This is a genomic window from Kitasatospora sp. NPDC101155, assembly GCF_044768305.1.
Classification (GTDB): Bacteria; Actinomycetota; Actinomycetes; order Streptomycetales; family Streptomycetaceae; genus Kitasatospora.
This window is the reverse complement of the sequence record NZ_JBIWPN010000093.1, coordinates 1-16,657: the sequence shown is the minus strand read 5'-3', so window position 1 is coordinate 16,657 and position 16,657 is coordinate 1. Positions and strand designations below refer to the sequence as shown.

Sequence of the window (16,657 nt, the reverse complement as noted above, 5' to 3'; positions counted from 1 at the left end):
CTGTGGCCGCGCCCGTGCCGGGGCAGGAAGGCGACCCGCCGCCCCGCCGCCTCCCCCACGAACAGCGCGTCACTGGGCGGACCGTACGGCGTGTCCACCCGCACCTCCGCCACGTCGTCCAGCAGCGCGTACAGCCCCGAACCGCCGATCACACCCACCTCGGCCCACGGCCCTTCCTGATGCACCGTCATCTCTACCACCTCTCAGAGGAAGAACGTCCCGGCCACTGTAGGAGCCGGCCGCGGCGGACTCCGTGAATCACAGCCTTACGATTCGCGGACGCCGTGCACGCGCGGAGGCCCGCCGCGGCGGCCGGCGGCCGGTCAGCGGTGTTCCGGGTCGCCGCAGTGCTTCCGTTGCTTCAGTGGGGTGCCACGGCGGGTGCCGCTCATCGCGGCTCGCGTCGCCCGGTTCGATGGGCGGCGCGCAGCCTGAGCGCGAGGCCGACGGCTGCCGCGCCGAACAGGATCCCGGTGATCGCGAGCCATCGGCCGAGGTAGACGTCCGCCGACAGCCCGGTGGCTCCCTGATAGGGCTCCGACAGATCGAGGATGAGCGGGAACCAGACGAGCAGCAGGAGACCGGAGAGGAAGGCCGGTACGCGGAGGTAGTTGATCCACTCCACCGCGGCGGCCCGTTCCCGGCGGTGGCGGAGCACAGCCCGGGCCGAGAGGTCGGCGAGTGAGTACAGCGGCAGCAGGATCAGGTCGTGGGCGACGGCCGCGCCGACGAACCAGATCGCCACCACGAGGGGCCGGTCGGCCACGAGTCGCTCGACGGCGTAGCCGGTGAGCGCGAGGGACGCGAGGAGGACGAGCAGGTGCATCGGGCCGGCGCCGTACCAGCGGGTGAGACGGGCGAGTCGGACCATGGTCACGTCCTGAAGGTGAGCCGGCGAACCCATTTGGTGTTGTTCACACCGGGGTTGGCGGGGACGATGATCCGGGCGGGATAGCCGTGGTCGAGGGAGAGGTCGGCTCCGTTGACCCTGAGGGCGAGGAGGGAGCGGAGGTCGCGGATCTGGTTGCCGCGCAGCACCACGGAGCTGTAGGGACCGGGCGGTTGGACCGACTCCACCAGCACGCTCGACGCCTCGGGCAGACCGGCCATGGCGGCGAGGTCGGCGAGCCGGAGTCCGCTCCAGTGCTGGTCCGCGGTGGACCAGCCCTCCACGCAGGCGATCGGCAGCCAGGCCGACTGCTGCGACATCGCGAGCAGTTGCTCACGGGAGAGCGACTGCGCCGCCCCGGCGCCGTACAGCTCCAGCCGCCAGTGCGGACCGACCATCGCCGACGAGACGCCCACGGAGGCGGCCGTCTTGTTGATCTGGAAGCCGTTCGGGCCCTCCCCCGGTTCGCGGTTGTGGGGTGCCATCAGCGCGGTGGTCCGGAGCCGGCCGCCGATGCTCTGACCCGCGGTGACCGCGAACAGGACCAGGGACCCGGCGCCCACCAGCGCGAGTGCGCCGCGCCGGGCGATCGTCGGGGCGGCGGGGGCGACCGCCACCAGGCCGTCGGCGTCGGGCGGCTCGGGCCTGGTGTCGGCGAGACCGGTGCGCAACTCCCCCAGCAGCGAACGCGGCTTCAGGGCGCGGACCATCGTTGCCAGCTTGAGGGCCACGTGGACGGCGAACGCCGCGATGAACACCCACGCGCCGTAGAAGTGGAGGGTGTAGAAGGACCCCGGGAAGACGTAGTGGAGCTGGATGTTGAGGATCCCGGTCACGAATTCGAAGACGACCCCACCGACCAGCATCAGCAGCGACAGCCGCTCCAGCGCGTGGGCGGCGCTGCGCACGGGCGGCCACTCGAAGAGCTTCGGGATCACCGACCACAGCTTGGCCAGCACCACCGGCACCAGGGTCACGCCGAGCGTCACGTGCACGCCCTGGGTGAGCCGGTACAGCCAGGACGGGTGGGTGGGCCAGTCGAAGAGGTAGAAGCCCAGCACGCCCTTGTCCGGGGTCTGGTCGTTGAGCAGGCCGAGGTCCGGGTTGTACGCGGCGTAGGACAGCGCCCCGGTCACGAAGAGGACCGGGAGCCCGACGAGCAGCACCAGCCCGAACACCGACGTCAGCCAGGGCCCCCGGATCGGACTGCGCCAGAACCCCGGGCGGAACGGTCCGGGCGGTGCGGGCGCCTGCCCGAGCCCGCGGGCGAACGCCGACAGTCGGGCACCCACCGCGGCACGGGATCGTTCAACGGCCCGGACCGCGCCGCGCCAGGTGCTGCCAGCGGCCCGGGTGAGGCCCCGCAGCGGATCGGCGGATCGCCGCCACCGGCTTCGCCCGTCCGATCCACCACCACGCCGAGCCCCGACCACCCGCCACCTCCGACCCAGAGCCACCGTGGAAGCGCGGTTCACCGGTTCCCTGCCGAACGGAAGAGTCGGCGATCGCCGGCTCTGCGCACAGCCACGGTCAGAACCGGTCGACCAGCGCCCGCCGGACAGCCAACCACCAGCCGCGCACCCGTCCCGGTGAAGCCGAACCCGACCGACGAGAACATCACCCGGACGGACGCGCCTCGGGCCACGGCCGCCTGGAAGCCGCGCACCTGCCCGCGGGGCTTCGGCGGCGGCGGTCGGGAGTTCGGCCCGCGCGGCCGGGGGGCGTTCAGCGGGCCGCGGTGGGCGGCGGTAGCCGCAGGCCCGCGAGGTCCGGGGGTACGGCGGAGTCGGGGCGGAAGAACGGGGCGGACTCCGGGTCGGTCGCGGTGGCGGGTGCGTCGGCGAGTCGGAAGCGGTCCCGCAGCCGACCGTAGAAGTCGGTGGGATGGAGGCGGATGAGCCGCACGCGTTGCGGGGCGCGGTAGACGCCGATCCAGTCGCCCGGGTCGATGATTCCCCGCAGCTGGCCGTCGATGCTGACCGCGGCGCGGCCGGAGTGCGGCAGGATGCGCAGCGCGATCGGTTCGTCGGGAGCGGCGACGACGGTGCGGTTGAAGGTCATGTGGGCGGCGATCGGGGTGAACACGACCGCGTCCATGTGCGGGGAGAGCACGGGGCCGCCGGCGGAGAAGCTGTACGCGGTCGAGCCGGTGGGTGTCGCGACCACGAGGGCGTCGGCCGAGTAGGCGGCCAGCAGCCTGCCGGAGATGTAGACGCCCGCGCTGACCTGGCGGTCCCGGGCGAGCTTCTCCACCACCACGTCGTTGAGGGCGTTGACGTCCAAGGGCAGACCCCAGCCGTCGCCCGCGGTGTGCTCCGGCCGCACCGGCGGCGACGGCAGGGCGGGGCCGCGTCCGTAGCAGAGGAAGGCCTCCATCTCCGTGGGCACCTCCGGCGGCCTGGAGGCGCGCATGGTCAGCGTCATCCGCTCCTCGACCGGGGCGTGGTCGGCGTGGACGGCGTCGAGGGCGGCGGTGATGTCGCAGGCCGGCACCTCGGTGAGGAAACCGACCTTTCCCAGGTCGACCCCGAGCACGCTGGCTCCGGTCTTCACGGCTATCCGGGCGCCGCGCAGGAAGGTCCCGTCCCCGCCGAGGGTGACGACCAGGTCCGGGTCCCCGGCGGCGTGGGCCTCGTCGCGGCCGGAGCCGCGCCGTCGGTCCTGCGACCAGACGTCGATCTCGGTGCAGGGGACGTCGTGCGCCGCACACCAGGCGTGCACGGCGCGGGCGGCGTCGCGGGCAGCGCCGCGGCCCTGGTGGACGACCAGTCCGACGCGGTGCACGGGCATGGGGGACCTCGTCTTGTCGCCACGTTGCCGCGGCTCTGCCCACCGGGGTGCAGTGGCCGCGCACTCTTACCCGACCCATGGTGGGGCCTCGGCGGGCGATCGGCTCGCCGGGACCGGCCCCGTCGGCGGGCGGCTGGCCCTGTTCAGCCAGACGGCGGGCGCGCTGCTGCTCGCCCGCGCGGTCGCCTCCACCGACCCGGACCTCTCCGACCAGGTACTCGCCGCCGCCCGCGAGGACCTGCGCGCCCGGGCCCACCAACACTGACCTCGGGCAGCGGCGACGACCGCCCCGTTCGGCCCGGCCTCCCGACCCGGCCCCACCCTCGTGACCGAACAACCGGGCAGGGGCCCGGTCACGACTGACGGGCCGTCCGGCGCGGACGGCCCGTCAGGTCGTGGTGGGTCGGTCAGGGCACGAGGTCGGACGGTGTCCGCCAGCTCACCAGGCGGGCGCCGTCCGGCGGGAGGTCCACGACCTCCTGTCCGAAGACCCGGTTGATCGAGCTGCCCCCGTTCAGCGAGATGTCGGCGCCGTAGACGTGCAGGGAGACCGCGCACCCGGTGCCGCCGTTGGACACCCGGTGGATGTCCTCGTCGGGCGGCACCAGGAGCTGCACCCGGCCGGGAGAACAGGTGGTCCGGCCGGACGGCACCAGCACCCGGCGGCCGGAGCGGGGCAGCCGCCAGAGCCGGTACGCCTCGTCCACCTCAACACCCTCCACCACGCCGGAGACGCACCAGGCGATGTGGTCGTGGATCGGGGTGAACTGCCCGGGCAGCCAGGTCAGGGCCACCACGGAGTGCGTCCGTCCGGCATGCAGCAGCCGCTGCGCGTAGCCGTCGGTGTCACCGGCGCACAGGTCCTCGGGGAGGATCAGCCCGGCGCGCAGGTACTTGCGCAGGGTGTCCGCGGTGAGCTGGGCGGTCAGGACCTCCGCGGCGACGTAGCGCTCAAGGTCGGAGAGGAACTCGTCGAGGTTGGATCCCGGTTCCACGCTCTACCGTCCCACCCCGGTGAGCGCGCGGACCTCCAGCTCGGCGAAGCCGCGCCCCTGCGCGTCCTCGTCCCGGCGGCGGCCCCCGGCCACGGAACCGAGGACCGCGGCCGCGAAGCCGATCGGAATCGAGATGACCCCGGGGTTCTGCAGCGGGATCGGTGCGGTGGTGGTGCAGGAGATCAGCGCCGTGGCGTTGCCGACCTGCTTGTTGGACGCCTCCACCCCGCAGTCCTTCGCCTGGGCGGCCGTCAGCTTCACGGCGTGGACCGTGCCGCTCGCGCCGCCCCAGCAGATCGGGGAGAGCAGGACCAGGCCGATCGAGCTGACCAGGCCCGCGTAGATGCCGCACTTGGCGCCGAAGGTGGTGAAGCGCTTCCAGAACAGGGTCAGCAGGATCGCCGGCAGGTTGGCCGAGGCCGCGATGGCGAAGGCCAGGGCCACCAGGAACGCCACGTTGAGGTCCCTGGCGAAGATCGACAGGGCGACCGCGACCGCGCCGATGACCACGGCGGCGATCTTCGCCGTGACCAGCTCCTGCCGCTCCGTGGCCCGGCCCTTGCGGATGACGCTGGCATACAGGTCATGGGCGAACGACGACGAGGAGGTCAGGGTGAGCCCGGCGACGACCGCGAGGATGGTGGCGAACGCCACCGCCGCGACGAAGGCGAGCATCAGGGAGCCGCCGGTGGTGCCCGCGCCACCGCCGAGGTGCTCGGCCAGCAGGGTGGCGGCGGTGTTGCCGGACGGGTCCTTCTCCTTGATCGTCGCCGTGCCGACCAGCGCGGCCGCGCCGAAGCCGAGCACCAGGGTCATCAGGTAGAAGACCCCGATGATGCCGATCGCCCAGTTCACCGACTTGCGTGCGTCGCGGCCGGTCGGGACGGTGTAGAAGCGCACCAGCACGTGCGGCAGCGCCGCGGTGCCCAGCACCAGCGCGACGCCGAGGCTGACCAGGTCGAGCTTCGACCAGCCGTCGGTGGCCCCGTACTTCAGGCCGGGCTGCAGGAAGGCGTCGCCCTTCTTGGACGCCGAGGCGGCGTCCCCGAGCAGGTGACTGAGGTCGAACCCGTACTTCGCCAGCACCCACAGGGTCATCGTGGCCGCGCCGGCGATCAGCAGCACCGCCTTGACGATCTGCACCCAGGTGGTGCCCTTCATCCCGCCGACCACGACGTAGACGATCATCAGGGCACCGACACCGACGATGGTCCAGATCTGCGCGGAAGCGCCCTTGACGTCGAGCAGCTGCCCCACGATCGTCGCCGCGCCGACCATCTGCGCGATCAGGTAGAAGATCGACACCACGATGGTCGACACGCCCGCGGCGGTCCGCATCGGCCCGCTGCGCAGCCGCGCGGCCAGCACGTCGGCCATGGTGAACCGCCCGGTGTTGCGCAGCAGTTCGGCGACCATCAGCAGCGCGACCAGCCAGGCGACCAGGAAGCCGATCGAGTAGAGGAAGCCGTCGTACCCGGAGAGCGCGATGATCCCGGCGATGCCGAGGAAGGAGGCCGCGGACAGATAGTCGCCCGAGATCGCGATCCCGTTCTGCAGCGCGGAGAACTGGCCGCCGCCGGTGTAGAAGCCGCCGGTGCCCCGCGTGCTCCGCCGCGCCCAGAGGGTGATGACGAGGGTCACCGCCACCAGGGCGACGAACAGGCCGACGGTCAGACCCTTGTTCGATGTCGACTGCGCCGCAGCCGCGGCGAGCGGAAGGTGCTGTGTCATGCCTGGTTCTCCGTCAGTTCCTGGTCGCCGCCGCGGCCAGCCGGGGCCGGGGCGATTGGATGGGACGCCGCCGCGCTTCGCAGGGCCGCGGCCAGCGGGTCCAGCCGCCGGGCGGCGAAGCGGCCGTAGGCCAGGGCGATGCCGAAGGTCGAGACGAACTGCAGCAGTCCGAAGACCAGGGCCACGTTGACGCTTCCGACGACCTTGGTCGCCATGAGGCCGCGAGCATAGGCGGAGCAGAGGACGTACGCCAGGAACCAGAGCAGGAACGCCGCCGTCACCGGGAACACGAACCTGCGGTAGGCGGCGCGCAACTCGGTGAATCGCGGATCGTCGCCGATCCAGGGTGTGTCACCGCGCGTCGACGCGGCCGGGTCGATCATGGGAATCCTTCGGAGCAGTGCGGAACTTGCCGATGGCCCCGACCGTAGGAGTGCCCGGTAGACAAGCGGTCAACGCGTGGTCGGCGACGGTCCCGGCCCGCTCAGCGGGCTCTCGTCAGCCGTGGATCCGCTCCGTCCAGGACTCGGGACCGGTTCGAGCCGGGCGTGGCGCCCGGCTCGAACCAGTTCTGGACCCCGACGGGTCGTCAGCCGGGGGTGACGGCGTTCCAGGTCAGTTCACGCTGGTTACCGTGGCGCCAGCCGCGGGTGTGGACCGGGTCGGTGCGGGGGTTGTCGAAGCCGTCCTTCGCGTCGACGTTCTGTCCGCTGTCCCAGAAGGACTGCAGTGCGTAGGCCCCCCAGTCCTCCCGTCCTCCCCATGACCACAGCTCGCCGTTCGGCCCCAGGCTCGACGTCCCGGAATCCTCCATCACCACGGAGCCCTGGTTGCCACCGGTGTAGGCCATGATCTGGTCCTTCTCGGGGTTGTACAGGGTGAACTGGTTCGACTGCGAAGGCGAGCGCAGCGGTGGTCGAGGCGACTTTCGTGACCGTCATCGTTTCCTCCTGGCAGTACGGCTGCTGTTTCCCGGCGCCCGTTTCGTGAGCCGATCCGGCCGGCCGCGGCAGGAATTCCGGTTGTTTCCGTTCCCGGGCCTCCCCGGTTTCCCGGAGGGTTCTTCCCTGCCGCTTCGGCCGTTGCCATGACTGTGGCGGATTCTCAGGACGGGTGGGACGGGTTCGGGCTGGACGGACTATGCAGTGGCATAAGTGGGCCAGGAGGGTCGGCGAAGCCCGGCGGATCGGGGGCGGGGCTCGTCCACTCCCGGTCCCAGGGGCCGGGCACGAGCACCGCGCCGCATCCCACGATGCTGACCCCTCGTAGCGCGGGGTGCTCGGCGACGGCCCGCCGGCAGACCTCCGAGGCACTGAGTTCGGCTTCGGTCAGGCCGGCTGCGGCCACGAACAGGCCGACCACCGGGCCCGACACGTGGCCGCGATGGACGACGACGTGCTCGACCCGCTCGGCGGGGCGGGCGAAGGACGCGAGATCATCGCGGACCGCACTCACGCGGTCCTGCCCCTGGACACCGAGGACGCCCGCGCCGGCGCCGTCGTGCTGACCGGCACCGGCACCGTCACCGCCTTGAGCGCGCTGTTCGAAAGCATCTGGACCGGCGCGACCGCGCTCGGCGCCCCGTCCCCCATCCCGCCCGATCAGATGACCCCCCAGGAGCGGGCCGCACTGGAACTGCTGACGCACGGACACACCGACGAGTCGATCGCCAAACGACTCGGCGTCTCCCCGCGAACCGCCCGCCGCATCGCCGCCGACCTGCTGGACCGGCTGGACGCCCGCAGCCGCTTCCAAGCGGGCGTCCATGCCGTTCAGGACGGCTGGCTCCCCGCCAGCCGGTAGTGGACGGCCCGCGGCGATGCCGCGCGGCCCGGCTCGCTCGGCCCCGAGGGCTGCACACCGACTGGCTGGACGTGGTCCGAGCCGATCCGCATCTGCCCGCCGCGCACCTGCCCGCGGACTGGCCCGCCGGGGCGGCCGAGCAGCTGTTCCGCACGCTGGCGCACCACTACCAGCCGGGCGCCGAGGCGATCGCGGCCGAGATCCTGGACCGGATCGAGATCGCGCCCGCCTGAGGCTTATGTCAACACCATTGACGTTGATGCCGGGCCCGCGGTCGGATGGGGCATCCGGAGGCCCCCGCCCTCCCCGCACCCAAGGAGAGCCACCCGCCATGGCCGACCCCGTCCGCGCACTCCAGGACGCCCAGCCCGTACCGTTCTGGCTCGACGACCCCGGTCGACCCGCGGCCGCATCCGCGGTGGTCGGGGACCTCCGCTGCGACCTGCTCGTCGTGGGCGGCGGCTACAGCGGACTGTGGACCGCGCTCATCGCCAAGGAGCGCGACCCCTCGCTCGACGTCGTCCTCGTCGAGGCACAGGAGATCGGCTGGGCCGCCTCCGGTCGCAACGGCGGATTCTGCGAGGCCAGCCTCACCCACGGCCTCGCCAACGGGCATCAGCGTTGGCCGGGCGAACTCGCCACCCTGGAGCGACTGGGCGCCGCCAACCTCCAGGCCATGGAGGACACCGTCAAGCGGTACGGCATCGACTGCGGCTGGGAGCGCACCGGCTCCCTCGTCGTCGCCACCGAGAGCTACCAGGTCGACGGCCTGCACGAGTTCGCCGACCTCGCCGCCCGCCACGGAAGCCGCCTCGACTTCCTCGACCGCGAGGCCGCTCGCGCCGAGATCGACTCCCCCACCTTCCTCGGCGCCCTCTGGGACCGCGAAGGCGTCGCCATGCTCAACCCCGCCCGCCTCGCCTGGGGCCTCAAGCAAGCCTGCCTCGACCAGGGCGTGCGGATCCACGAGCACACCCGGGCAACCGGCCTGGCCTCCTCCCCGCACGGCATCACCGTCCGCACGCCGTACGGCCGGATCGGCGCCCGCCGGGTCGCGCTCGCCACCAACGCGTTCCCCTCCCTGCTGCGCCGCCACCGCCCCTACACCGTGCCGGTCTACGACTACGCGCTGATGACCGAGCCGCTGACGGAGGAACAGCTCGCCTCCGTCGGCTGGCGCAACCGCCAGGGCTTCGCCGACAGCGCCAACCACTTCCACTACGTCCGGCTCTCCGCCGACAACCGCATCCTGTTCGGCGGCTACGACGTCGTCCACCAGTACCGCAGCCGGGTACGCGCGGAGCGCGACCAGCGCCCGGAGACCTTCGCCACCCTCGCCCGGCACTTCTTCCGGACCTTCCCCCAGCTGGAGGGTGTGCGGTTCAGCCACGCCTGGGGCGGCGCGATCGACACCTGTACCCGGTTCAGCGCCTTCTTCGACCTCTCCCACGACGGCCGGGTCGCCTACGCCGCCGGATTCACCGGCCTGGGCGTCGGCGCCACCCGCTTCGGCGCCGAGGTCATGCTCGACCTCCTGAACGGCGCCCGCACCGAGCGCACCGCCCTGGAACTGGTCCGTCGCAAGCCGCTGCCCTTCCCACCCGAGCCCGCCCGCTCGATCGGCATCGGCATCACCCAATGGGCCCTCACCCGGGCCGACGCCGACGCCGGGCGGCGCAACCTGTGGCTGCGCACGCTGGACCGCTTCGGCCTGGGCTTCGACAGCTGACGCCCAGCCCCGTCCTCCCGGGGGCTTCGTCGACAGCTGGTCCAGGCGGATGCGGAGGGCCTCGTGGTCGTTCCGCCCGACCCGGTCGAGCCCGGTTCCGTCGTGGCGATGAGTTTCCGGGCCAGCGCAGGTCTATCCCTTGACGGAGACAACCGACTCACGGGAGTACGCCATGGGCCTCATCCACATCGAGCTGTTCGCGACCCTCGACCTCGTCGGGCAGGCGCCCGGCGGCCCCGACGAGGACCCGGTGGGGTTCCCGTTCGGCGGCTGGCAGGCGCCCCTGCTGGACGAGGTCGCCGGGGCGCAGGTCGCCGCCGCGTACGAGGACACGGACGCCCTCCTGCTCGGCCGACGCACGTACGACATCTTCGCCGCCCACTGGCCGCACCAGGAAGGCGGCCAGGACAACGCGATCGCCACGCTCTTCAACCGCGTCCCGAAGTACGTGGCCTCCCGCGGCAGGCCCGACCTTTCCTGGGCCGGATCCACGCAGCTCGGCCCGGACCTGGCCGCCGCGGTGCGCGAGATCCGTGACCGGCACGAGCACGTGAAGGTCGTCGGAAGCCTGAACCTCGTACAGACCCTCCTGCGCGAGAAGCTCTTCGACCGCCTCGACCTCTGGCTGCACCCGATCGTGCTCGGCGTCGGGAAGAAGGTGTTCGACAACGGCGCCGTGCCCACCGGCCTCACCCTTCTCCAGCCCCCGGCGGCCGGCCCGAAGGGCACCGTGTACCTGCGCTACGGGCTCGCCGACGGCACGCCCGCAACGGGCGACATGACCGCACCCGACCGCGGTACCGGACACGGCGGCTGAACCGCCCCACGCCCGGTGGCTCGGCGCAGGTGCGGCATCGAGACGATGACGTGCGAGGGCTGTCGCCGCGTGACGCCGGGTTCCGGCCGCGTCGACGGGTGGGGACCGCGTCGGCGGGTGGGGACCGCGTCGGCGGGTGGGGACCGCGTCGGCGGGTGGGGACCGCGTCGCCGCCAGCAGCCGGCTCAGGATCGTCCGTGCCCCCGACCGAGGCCACCTCGGCCGCGAAGGCGCCGGCCACCACCGGGTGGTCGGCGCCTTCGGTTCGGAGAGTGGCGGGCGTCGGCGGCGCGGCGACCGGAGCCCTAAGTTGAACACGTTCAAAGCCGTGCGCCATGATGATGCCCAGCGGGCACCTCCCGGCCGTGACCAGCGGTGCGGGACGGTCCCGTGCTGCCCCGCCGCACCCCGGCGCGGTCGCGCGCCCCGGCGAGGCAGCAGGAGGAAGGGGGAACCGTGACACCGTGGCAGAACAGGCTCGCCGCCGGAGCGGTGGCGCTGATGTGGGGCTACGAAGGGCTCTGGTGCAAGATCTGGCCCGGCCGGGCGGACCAGCGGGCCATCGTGGAGTCGGTGCCGCTGCTGCCCGGGTGGGCGGTGACACCACTGCTGCTGGCCATCGGGGCGGCCGAACTGGCCCTCGGCCTCTGGGTGCTGACCGGCCGCCGGGCGCGTCCCGCCGCCGTCGTGCAGACCGTCCTCGTGGTCGGGTTCAACACCGGCGGCCTGCTGTTCGGCGCCGACGAGATCCCCGAACCCGGCCGGCTGATCGTCCAGGACCTCACCTTCCTGGCGCTGATCTGGACCGTCGCCGCGACCCGGCACCGCCCCGCCGCCCGTGCGGCGGTGACCGCGTGAGCACCGCGACCCCTTGGGCCGACGGCCGACTGCTGAGCCTGCAACCCCGCCGCCCCGGCGTGCTGTTCGGCCGGATGTACGAGGACCCCGGCGTCGACCTCGCGGCCTTCCCGCCGCCCGGCGCCCGCGTCCTGTGCATCGCCTCCGCCGGGGACACCGCAGCCGCGCTGGCCGCCGCCGGCCACCAGGTCACCGCGGTGGACGTCAACCCCGCCCAACTCGCCTACGCCCGCGCCCGCCTGACCACCGGTGCACCCGCCGCGACCGGCGCCGCGGAACGGCTGCTCGCCCTCGGGCGGGCCGCCGCCGCGACCGCCCTGCCGGCCTGGCGCCCGGCAGCGCTGGAACGGTTCCTACGCCTCGACGACCCGGCGGCGCAGGCCCGCCACTGGCACCGCCACCTCGACGGCCCCGGCCTGCGGCTGCTGCTCGGCGCCGCACTCCGCCCGGCCGGCGCGCTCGCGGGCGGCCTGCACCCGGCGTTCCGGGCCGTGCTGCCTCGCCGCTTCGACACCGTGCTGCGGGCCCGGCTGGCCCGCGGCTTCGCCCGGCACCCCAACGCCGACAACCCGTGGGCCTGGCGGCTCCTGCTCGGCCGCGAACTGCCCGGCGCCGGGCGAGTCGGGCGCGAACTGCCCGGCGGCGGGCCGCCCGTCCGGCTGCTCCACGGCGACGTCGTCGAGCACCTCGAACGCTCCCCCGCCGCGGCCTACGACGCGGTGACGCTCTCCAACGTCCTGGACGGCCCCGACCCGGCCTTCGCCCGCCGGCTGCGCGCCGCCGTGCGCCACGCCGTCCGGCCCGGCGGGATCGCCGTGCTGCGCAGCATCCGCGAACCGGGGCCCGCCGGCCCGGGGGCCGCCGCCGAGGACCGGTGCCCGCTGTGGGGCGTCGTCCGGGTCGTCCGCCTCTGAAGCCCCGGCACGGCCCACCCGAAACCCGGCACAGCCCACCCGGATACCGGCGCGTCCCATCCGAACCCCGGTACAGACCAACGGAGTCGACCATGCGACATCTTCTCCAGCGCCACCCCGTTCCGATCCGCACCCGCTTCGCGCACTCCCTCGTCCTCACCTACGCACTGCCGCCCCGGCTGCTCACCCCACTGGTGCCGCCCGGGCTCACCCTGGACACCTACACCGACCCGGTCGGCACCGAGCACGGCTTCGTCGCGGCCGCCGTGGTCGACACCCGGGCGCTGCGCCCGGCCGCGCTGCCGGCCCGGTTCGGCCGCGACTTCATCCTCACCGGCTACCGGGTCTTCACCCGGTTCCCCACCCCCGGCGGGCGGACCATGCGCGGGCTGCGGATCCTGCGCTCGGACACCGACAGCCGGCTGATGGCCGCCGGCGGAAACCTCCTCAGCCGCTACCACTACCGGCACGCCCGGATCGGCACCCGGGTGGTCGGCGACACCCTGGAGTTCAAGGTCCTCAGCGGCGACGGCCACGCCGACTTGCACGTGCGCGCCGATCTGGGGAGCGCCCCGGCCGCCCTGCCGCCGGGCAGCCCCTTCGCGGACGCCCGGGCGGCCCGCCGGTTCGCCGGCCCCCTGCCCTACACCTTCGAGTACGAGGAGCAGACCCGCTCGATGATCGTGGTCAAGGCCACCCGCACCGAGTGGCGGCCCGTGCCGGTGAGCGTCGAGGTCCCGCGGCTGACCTTCTTCGACCACGGCCCGCTGGCCGGAAGCCGGCCGGTGCTCGCCAACGCCTTCCACGTCGCCGACATCGACTACGGCTGGCATCCCGGCAGCCGCCGCACCCTCGAAGGGGCCGCCCTGTGACCACCGCCCCACCGCCCCGACGCCCCTCCGGCGTCCGCGAGGTGATCCGCTACAACTGGCCGCTGTACGCCGCCGGCGTGCTCACCGCCGCCGGCGGCTGGGCGGCGGCCCGCCACCTGCCCCGGCCGGCCGCCGTGCTCGCCCGGGCCGGCGCCGCCACCGCGGCCGCCCATCTCGCCGTCAGCACCCTCGCCACCTGGCGCGTCTACGACCGCTCCGGGCTGCACACCTACGACTGGCTGCCCGCGCTGCTGCCCGACGGCCCCGGCACGCACCTGGTGGTCTCCGCCGGGCTGGACGAGGTCAGCCGCCCGGTCTCCGCCCGCCACCCGGCCGCCCACCAGCACATCGCCGACCTGTACGACCCGGCGCTGACCACCGAGGGCTCGATCCGGCGGGCCCGGCGGCACGTCCCGCCCGCCCCCGGCAGCGTGCCGGCCCGCCCGGGCGCACTGCCCGTCGGGACCTCCTCGCTGGACACCGTGTTCGCCGTCTTCGCCGCCCACGAGCTGCGCCGCCCCGCGGACCGCCGCGCGCTGTTCGCCGAGGTCGCCCGCGCGCTGCGCCCGGGCGGCGCCCTGCTGCTGGTCGAGCACCTGCGCGACGGCGCCAACATCGCCGCCTACGGCCCCGGGGCCTGGCACTTCCTGCCCCGGGCGGCGTGGCTGCGCCACGCGGCCGAGGCCGGGCTGCGGCCGGCCGCCGAGCGCCGGATCGCCGGACTGGTCACCGCCTTCACCTTCCGGAGCGCCGGGGGATGAGCGAAGTCCTCAGCTTGGTGGGCCAGTTGCGGCTGGTCGGACTGGTCCTGGTCGGACTCGGAGTGGGCCACGCGGTGCTGCCGTGGGCGGTCGGCTGGCCGGCCGACCTGGCCGGCACCACCCTGCTGACCCGCCAGGTCTCCTACGTCCACGTCTTCTTCATCGGCCTGGTCTGCGCCCTGTTCGGCCTGCTACCGCTCTGCCTGGCGCCCGACCTGCTGGCCGGCGGCCGGCTGGGCGCCGTGCTGCTGGCCGGTCAGACCCTGTTCTGGGGCCTGCGCTGGCTCTTCGAGTTCGTGGTCTTCTCCCCGAAGCTGTGGCGCGGCGACGCCCTGCGCACCGCCGCCCACGTCGCCCTGTGCCTGCTCTGGACCTGGGTGACGGCGGTGTTCGCGGCCGCCCTCTGGCAGGTGTGGTGAACGGCCCGGCGGCGGGCCCGGTGTCGGGGATCACCCCGTCGCAGCTGACACCGGCCCGGGCGGGGCCAGGACCAACCCGGCCGTACCGGCGGCGCGTTGGCCGAGCCCGCACCACCCGCGGGCCGGGCCGGCTGCCGCCCCGACAGCGGGTCCGACCGGGGCGCAGCGGTCACTCGACGATGACCGCCATGTCGCCGTAGCTGGCGTACCCGGCCTCGAAGTCCGCCCCGCTCACCTGCAGTTGCCCGCGGGACGGGTCGTTGACCAGATACTGTCCGTTGCTGACCCCGGTCACGACGACGGCGTGCTCGGACGGGCCGGCGTAGGGCACCACGCGGCCGTCGTACGCGGTGTACGAGTTCGCCGCGACGTCACGCCAGTTGTAGTCGACCCAGACGACCGCCAGGTGTCCCGCGGCAACCGCGCTGCTCAGCTGAGCGGGGGAGATCCCCTGTCCGGCCGCCGCCACGGACAAACCGTAGGACTGCGCGGCCTGGGCGATCGGCGGATAGTACACACCGAATCCGGTGCCTGCCGCTTCCGAGCCGTTGGGGTCTCCGACGAAGGCCGTGAACGGGTCCCCGGACAGCGGCCCGGAGACCCCGGCCTGGGGATGTGCCAGGTCGACGCCGATGCGTCCGAGCACGTCCTGGTCCGACGCCTGTACCCCCCGTGCGGCCAGCACCATGCGCAGGGAGGACGCCTCGCAGTCGTTGCCCAGTTGCTGCTGGTAGGCCGGGACAGCGGTGGAGACGGCGCTCGACGGGGGCGCGCCGACCACCGTGACAGCGCCGGTCAGGACGGCGGCGACGGCCGCTACCAGCCTGCCGCGCCTCTTCCTCGGCAGCCGGCCCGGCACTGGGCGCGTCTCGGCGCCCGGTGCGGTTGCGGGTGACGAGGCCTCGGGTGGAACCTGCCGTCCCGGGCTCGGATGCGGGCCCCGCCCGCCGTTCAGGACCTCCTCGTGGCTCCCCATGGCTCAGCTCCTTCCCATGGCAGCTCATCGTCCGAGGACCGGACATCCGCCGGCGGCAGCCCTGGATGCCCCCTCCATCGAACCTCGGCCTCGCCCGCTTCGCCTCTGGTGGCACCAGCACTGGCGGAGCCGGCCATCATGGTGTAGGTGGCAGGAGTTGCCCGGACACCTGCAGTCCGTCAACTCACACCTGCGGTCCGTCAACTCCCCTCCGCACGGGCGCCGTCGCCTCCGAAGAGGGACGGTGCGGCCCGATCGCAGTGACAACTGTGACGGCCCGTCAGGCGCGGCTCGGTGCCGGCTGCGGATCCCGGCGCGATCTCTTGAACATCCTGACTCCAGGAGGCCTGGAGCCAGGATGGAAGAGAAGTGATCGGCGTGGAGGACCGGGCCGGAATTCGTCGACGGCTCCGGGCTCAGGACCTGTCGGCCCGGGACGAGCGCCGCCGGCCAGGCCGGGGGGAAGCCGGTGCGCCGCCGCTCTGCGACCGAAAGGCAACCGTCCGACGAGTTGTCTGCCGCCGGCCTGGACAGATCGCCCCAAAACCGCCATAAACCGTGAGCCCGCTCACACCAGACCGGGGTCCACGACGGGCGATAGTGGTCGCACCCGGCGCCGCCCGCGACCCCGACTGCGACGTTTGCGCAGCTCAGCAGCATCGGCATGGCCACCCGGCCCGCCCTTCGGAGCAACGGCCGTCCGCCCTGGATACGACGACGGATCGTAACAAGGGGGTCTTGTCGGCGCCCGCTCCCGCCTGGCAACAATTGCTCCACCCAGCCACACCGGCTCCTGTCCCGCCGGATGCGGCTCACCGCCGAAACACGCCCCACGACCACTCGACCCCTGTCCGGTCACGGTCCAGGCAGGGCGTGACACCGGCCCAACCCGATTGAGGTCCTGTTCGCTATGCCCAGCTTCAAGCTTCGTATGCGCACTTCTGCTGCCGTTCTCGCCGGCGCCGCCGGTCTGACCGTCCTCGGCGGCGTGCTGCCCGCCACCGCGAACGCCGCCACCGTGTCCCCGAAGACCATCGCCGCCCAGATCGTCCCGAAGAACCAGCTGGCCTCGTTCAGCCAGATCATCTTCCACGAGTCCAGCT

The 16,657-nt window shown here is 73.3% G+C and carries 18 protein-coding genes and 1 pseudogene; 10 read left to right on the top strand and 9 right to left on the bottom strand.

Annotation, left to right across the window (positions count from 1 at the left end):
* The 4 genes and pseudogenes from ACIRYZ_RS45075 to ACIRYZ_RS45060 all read right to left on the bottom strand — a co-directional run.
* Nucleotides 1-191, bottom strand: a pseudogene (locus ACIRYZ_RS45075) (5'-methylthioadenosine phosphorylase); the annotation flags it as partial.
* Between the two features lie 197 nt (nt 192-388).
* The gene (locus tag ACIRYZ_RS45070) at nt 389-871 is read right to left on the bottom strand and encodes a hypothetical protein (protein ID WP_402955099.1); all 483 of its coding nucleotides are present in this window, start codon (nt 869-871) and stop codon (nt 389-391) included.
* Nucleotides 872-873: 2 nt separating this feature from the next.
* Nucleotides 874-2,181 carry a molybdopterin-dependent oxidoreductase gene (locus ACIRYZ_RS45065; RefSeq protein ID WP_402955093.1) on the bottom strand — a complete coding sequence of 436 codons (1,308 nt, stop codon included), beginning with the start codon at nt 2,179-2,181 and terminating at the stop codon, nt 874-876.
* A gap of 433 nt (nt 2,182-2,614) precedes the next feature.
* A complete protein-coding gene (locus tag ACIRYZ_RS45060; protein ID WP_402955091.1) occupies nt 2,615-3,679 on the bottom strand; it encodes an NAD(+)/NADH kinase in 1,065 nt (354 codons plus the stop codon).
* Between the two features lie 52 nt (nt 3,680-3,731).
* Between ACIRYZ_RS45060 and ACIRYZ_RS45055 the strand changes: the two genes are divergently transcribed.
* A complete protein-coding gene (locus tag ACIRYZ_RS45055) occupies nt 3,732-3,944 on the top strand; it encodes a hypothetical protein (RefSeq protein ID WP_402955088.1) in 213 nt (70 codons plus the stop codon).
* Nucleotides 3,945-4,086: 142 nt separating this feature from the next.
* Here the strand turns inward: ACIRYZ_RS45055 and ACIRYZ_RS45050 are convergent, their stop codons facing one another.
* The 4 genes from ACIRYZ_RS45050 to ACIRYZ_RS45035 form a co-directional block, all read right to left on the bottom strand.
* On the bottom strand, nt 4,087-4,674 hold the full coding sequence (locus ACIRYZ_RS45050) for a cysteine dioxygenase (protein WP_402955086.1): 588 nt from the start codon (nt 4,672-4,674) through the stop codon (nt 4,087-4,089).
* Nucleotides 4,675-4,677: 3 nt separating this feature from the next.
* Nucleotides 4,678-6,405 carry a cation acetate symporter gene (locus ACIRYZ_RS45045; protein ID WP_402955083.1) on the bottom strand — a complete coding sequence of 576 codons (1,728 nt, stop codon included), beginning with the start codon at nt 6,403-6,405 and terminating at the stop codon, nt 4,678-4,680.
* Nucleotides 6,402-6,788 carry a DUF485 domain-containing protein gene (locus ACIRYZ_RS45040; RefSeq protein ID WP_402955080.1) on the bottom strand — a complete coding sequence of 129 codons (387 nt, stop codon included), beginning with the start codon at nt 6,786-6,788 and terminating at the stop codon, nt 6,402-6,404. The genes ACIRYZ_RS45045 and ACIRYZ_RS45040 overlap by 4 nt, the downstream gene beginning before the upstream one ends.
* Before the next feature lie 206 nt (nt 6,789-6,994).
* Nucleotides 6,995-7,255 carry a hypothetical protein gene (locus ACIRYZ_RS45035; protein WP_402955077.1) on the bottom strand — a complete coding sequence of 87 codons (261 nt, stop codon included), beginning with the start codon at nt 7,253-7,255 and terminating at the stop codon, nt 6,995-6,997.
* Nucleotides 7,256-7,788: 533 nt separating this feature from the next.
* On the opposite strand from ACIRYZ_RS45035, the gene ACIRYZ_RS45030 reads away from it, so the two are divergent.
* The 9 genes from ACIRYZ_RS45030 (at nt 7,789) to ACIRYZ_RS44990 (ending at nt 14,578) form a co-directional block, all read left to right on the top strand.
* Nucleotides 7,789-8,208: a LuxR C-terminal-related transcriptional regulator gene (locus tag ACIRYZ_RS45030; protein WP_402955074.1), complete on the top strand. Its 420-nt coding sequence runs from the start codon at nt 7,789-7,791 to the stop codon at nt 8,206-8,208.
* Between the two features lie 71 nt (nt 8,209-8,279).
* Nucleotides 8,280-8,441, top strand: a complete 162-nt coding sequence (locus ACIRYZ_RS45025) for a PaaX family transcriptional regulator C-terminal domain-containing protein (RefSeq protein ID WP_402955071.1) — start codon at nt 8,280-8,282, stop codon at nt 8,439-8,441.
* Between the two features lie 98 nt (nt 8,442-8,539).
* Nucleotides 8,540-9,937 (top strand): NAD(P)/FAD-dependent oxidoreductase, encoded by a 1,398-nt coding sequence (locus ACIRYZ_RS45020; RefSeq protein ID WP_402955068.1) that lies wholly within the window; start codon nt 8,540-8,542, stop codon nt 9,935-9,937.
* Between the two features lie 172 nt (nt 9,938-10,109).
* Nucleotides 10,110-10,754: a dihydrofolate reductase family protein gene (locus ACIRYZ_RS45015; RefSeq protein WP_402955096.1), complete on the top strand. Its 645-nt coding sequence runs from the start codon at nt 10,110-10,112 to the stop codon at nt 10,752-10,754.
* 456 nt (nt 10,755-11,210) lie between these two features.
* A complete protein-coding gene (locus ACIRYZ_RS45010) occupies nt 11,211-11,612 on the top strand; it encodes a DoxX-like family protein (protein ID WP_402955066.1) in 402 nt (133 codons plus the stop codon).
* A complete protein-coding gene (locus tag ACIRYZ_RS45005) occupies nt 11,609-12,526 on the top strand; it encodes a DUF3419 family protein (protein ID WP_402955063.1) in 918 nt (305 codons plus the stop codon). The genes ACIRYZ_RS45010 and ACIRYZ_RS45005 overlap by 4 nt, the downstream gene beginning before the upstream one ends.
* Nucleotides 12,527-12,618: 92 nt before the next feature.
* Nucleotides 12,619-13,398 carry a DUF2071 domain-containing protein gene (locus ACIRYZ_RS45000; RefSeq protein WP_402955060.1) on the top strand — a complete coding sequence of 260 codons (780 nt, stop codon included), beginning with the start codon at nt 12,619-12,621 and terminating at the stop codon, nt 13,396-13,398.
* Entirely contained in the window at nt 13,395-14,159 is a 765-nt protein-coding gene (locus tag ACIRYZ_RS44995; protein WP_402955057.1) for a class I SAM-dependent methyltransferase, read from the top strand. Before ACIRYZ_RS45000 ends, ACIRYZ_RS44995 begins: the two co-directional genes overlap by 4 nt.
* Entirely contained in the window at nt 14,156-14,578 is a 423-nt protein-coding gene (locus tag ACIRYZ_RS44990) for a hypothetical protein (RefSeq protein WP_402955054.1), read from the top strand. Before ACIRYZ_RS44995 ends, ACIRYZ_RS44990 begins: the two co-directional genes overlap by 4 nt.
* A gap of 169 nt (nt 14,579-14,747) precedes the next feature.
* On the opposite strand, the gene ACIRYZ_RS44985 is transcribed toward ACIRYZ_RS44990, so the two are convergent.
* Entirely contained in the window at nt 14,748-15,554 is an 807-nt protein-coding gene (locus tag ACIRYZ_RS44985) for a C39 family peptidase (protein ID WP_402955051.1), read from the bottom strand.
* Nucleotides 15,555-16,657: the final 1,103 nt, after the last annotated feature.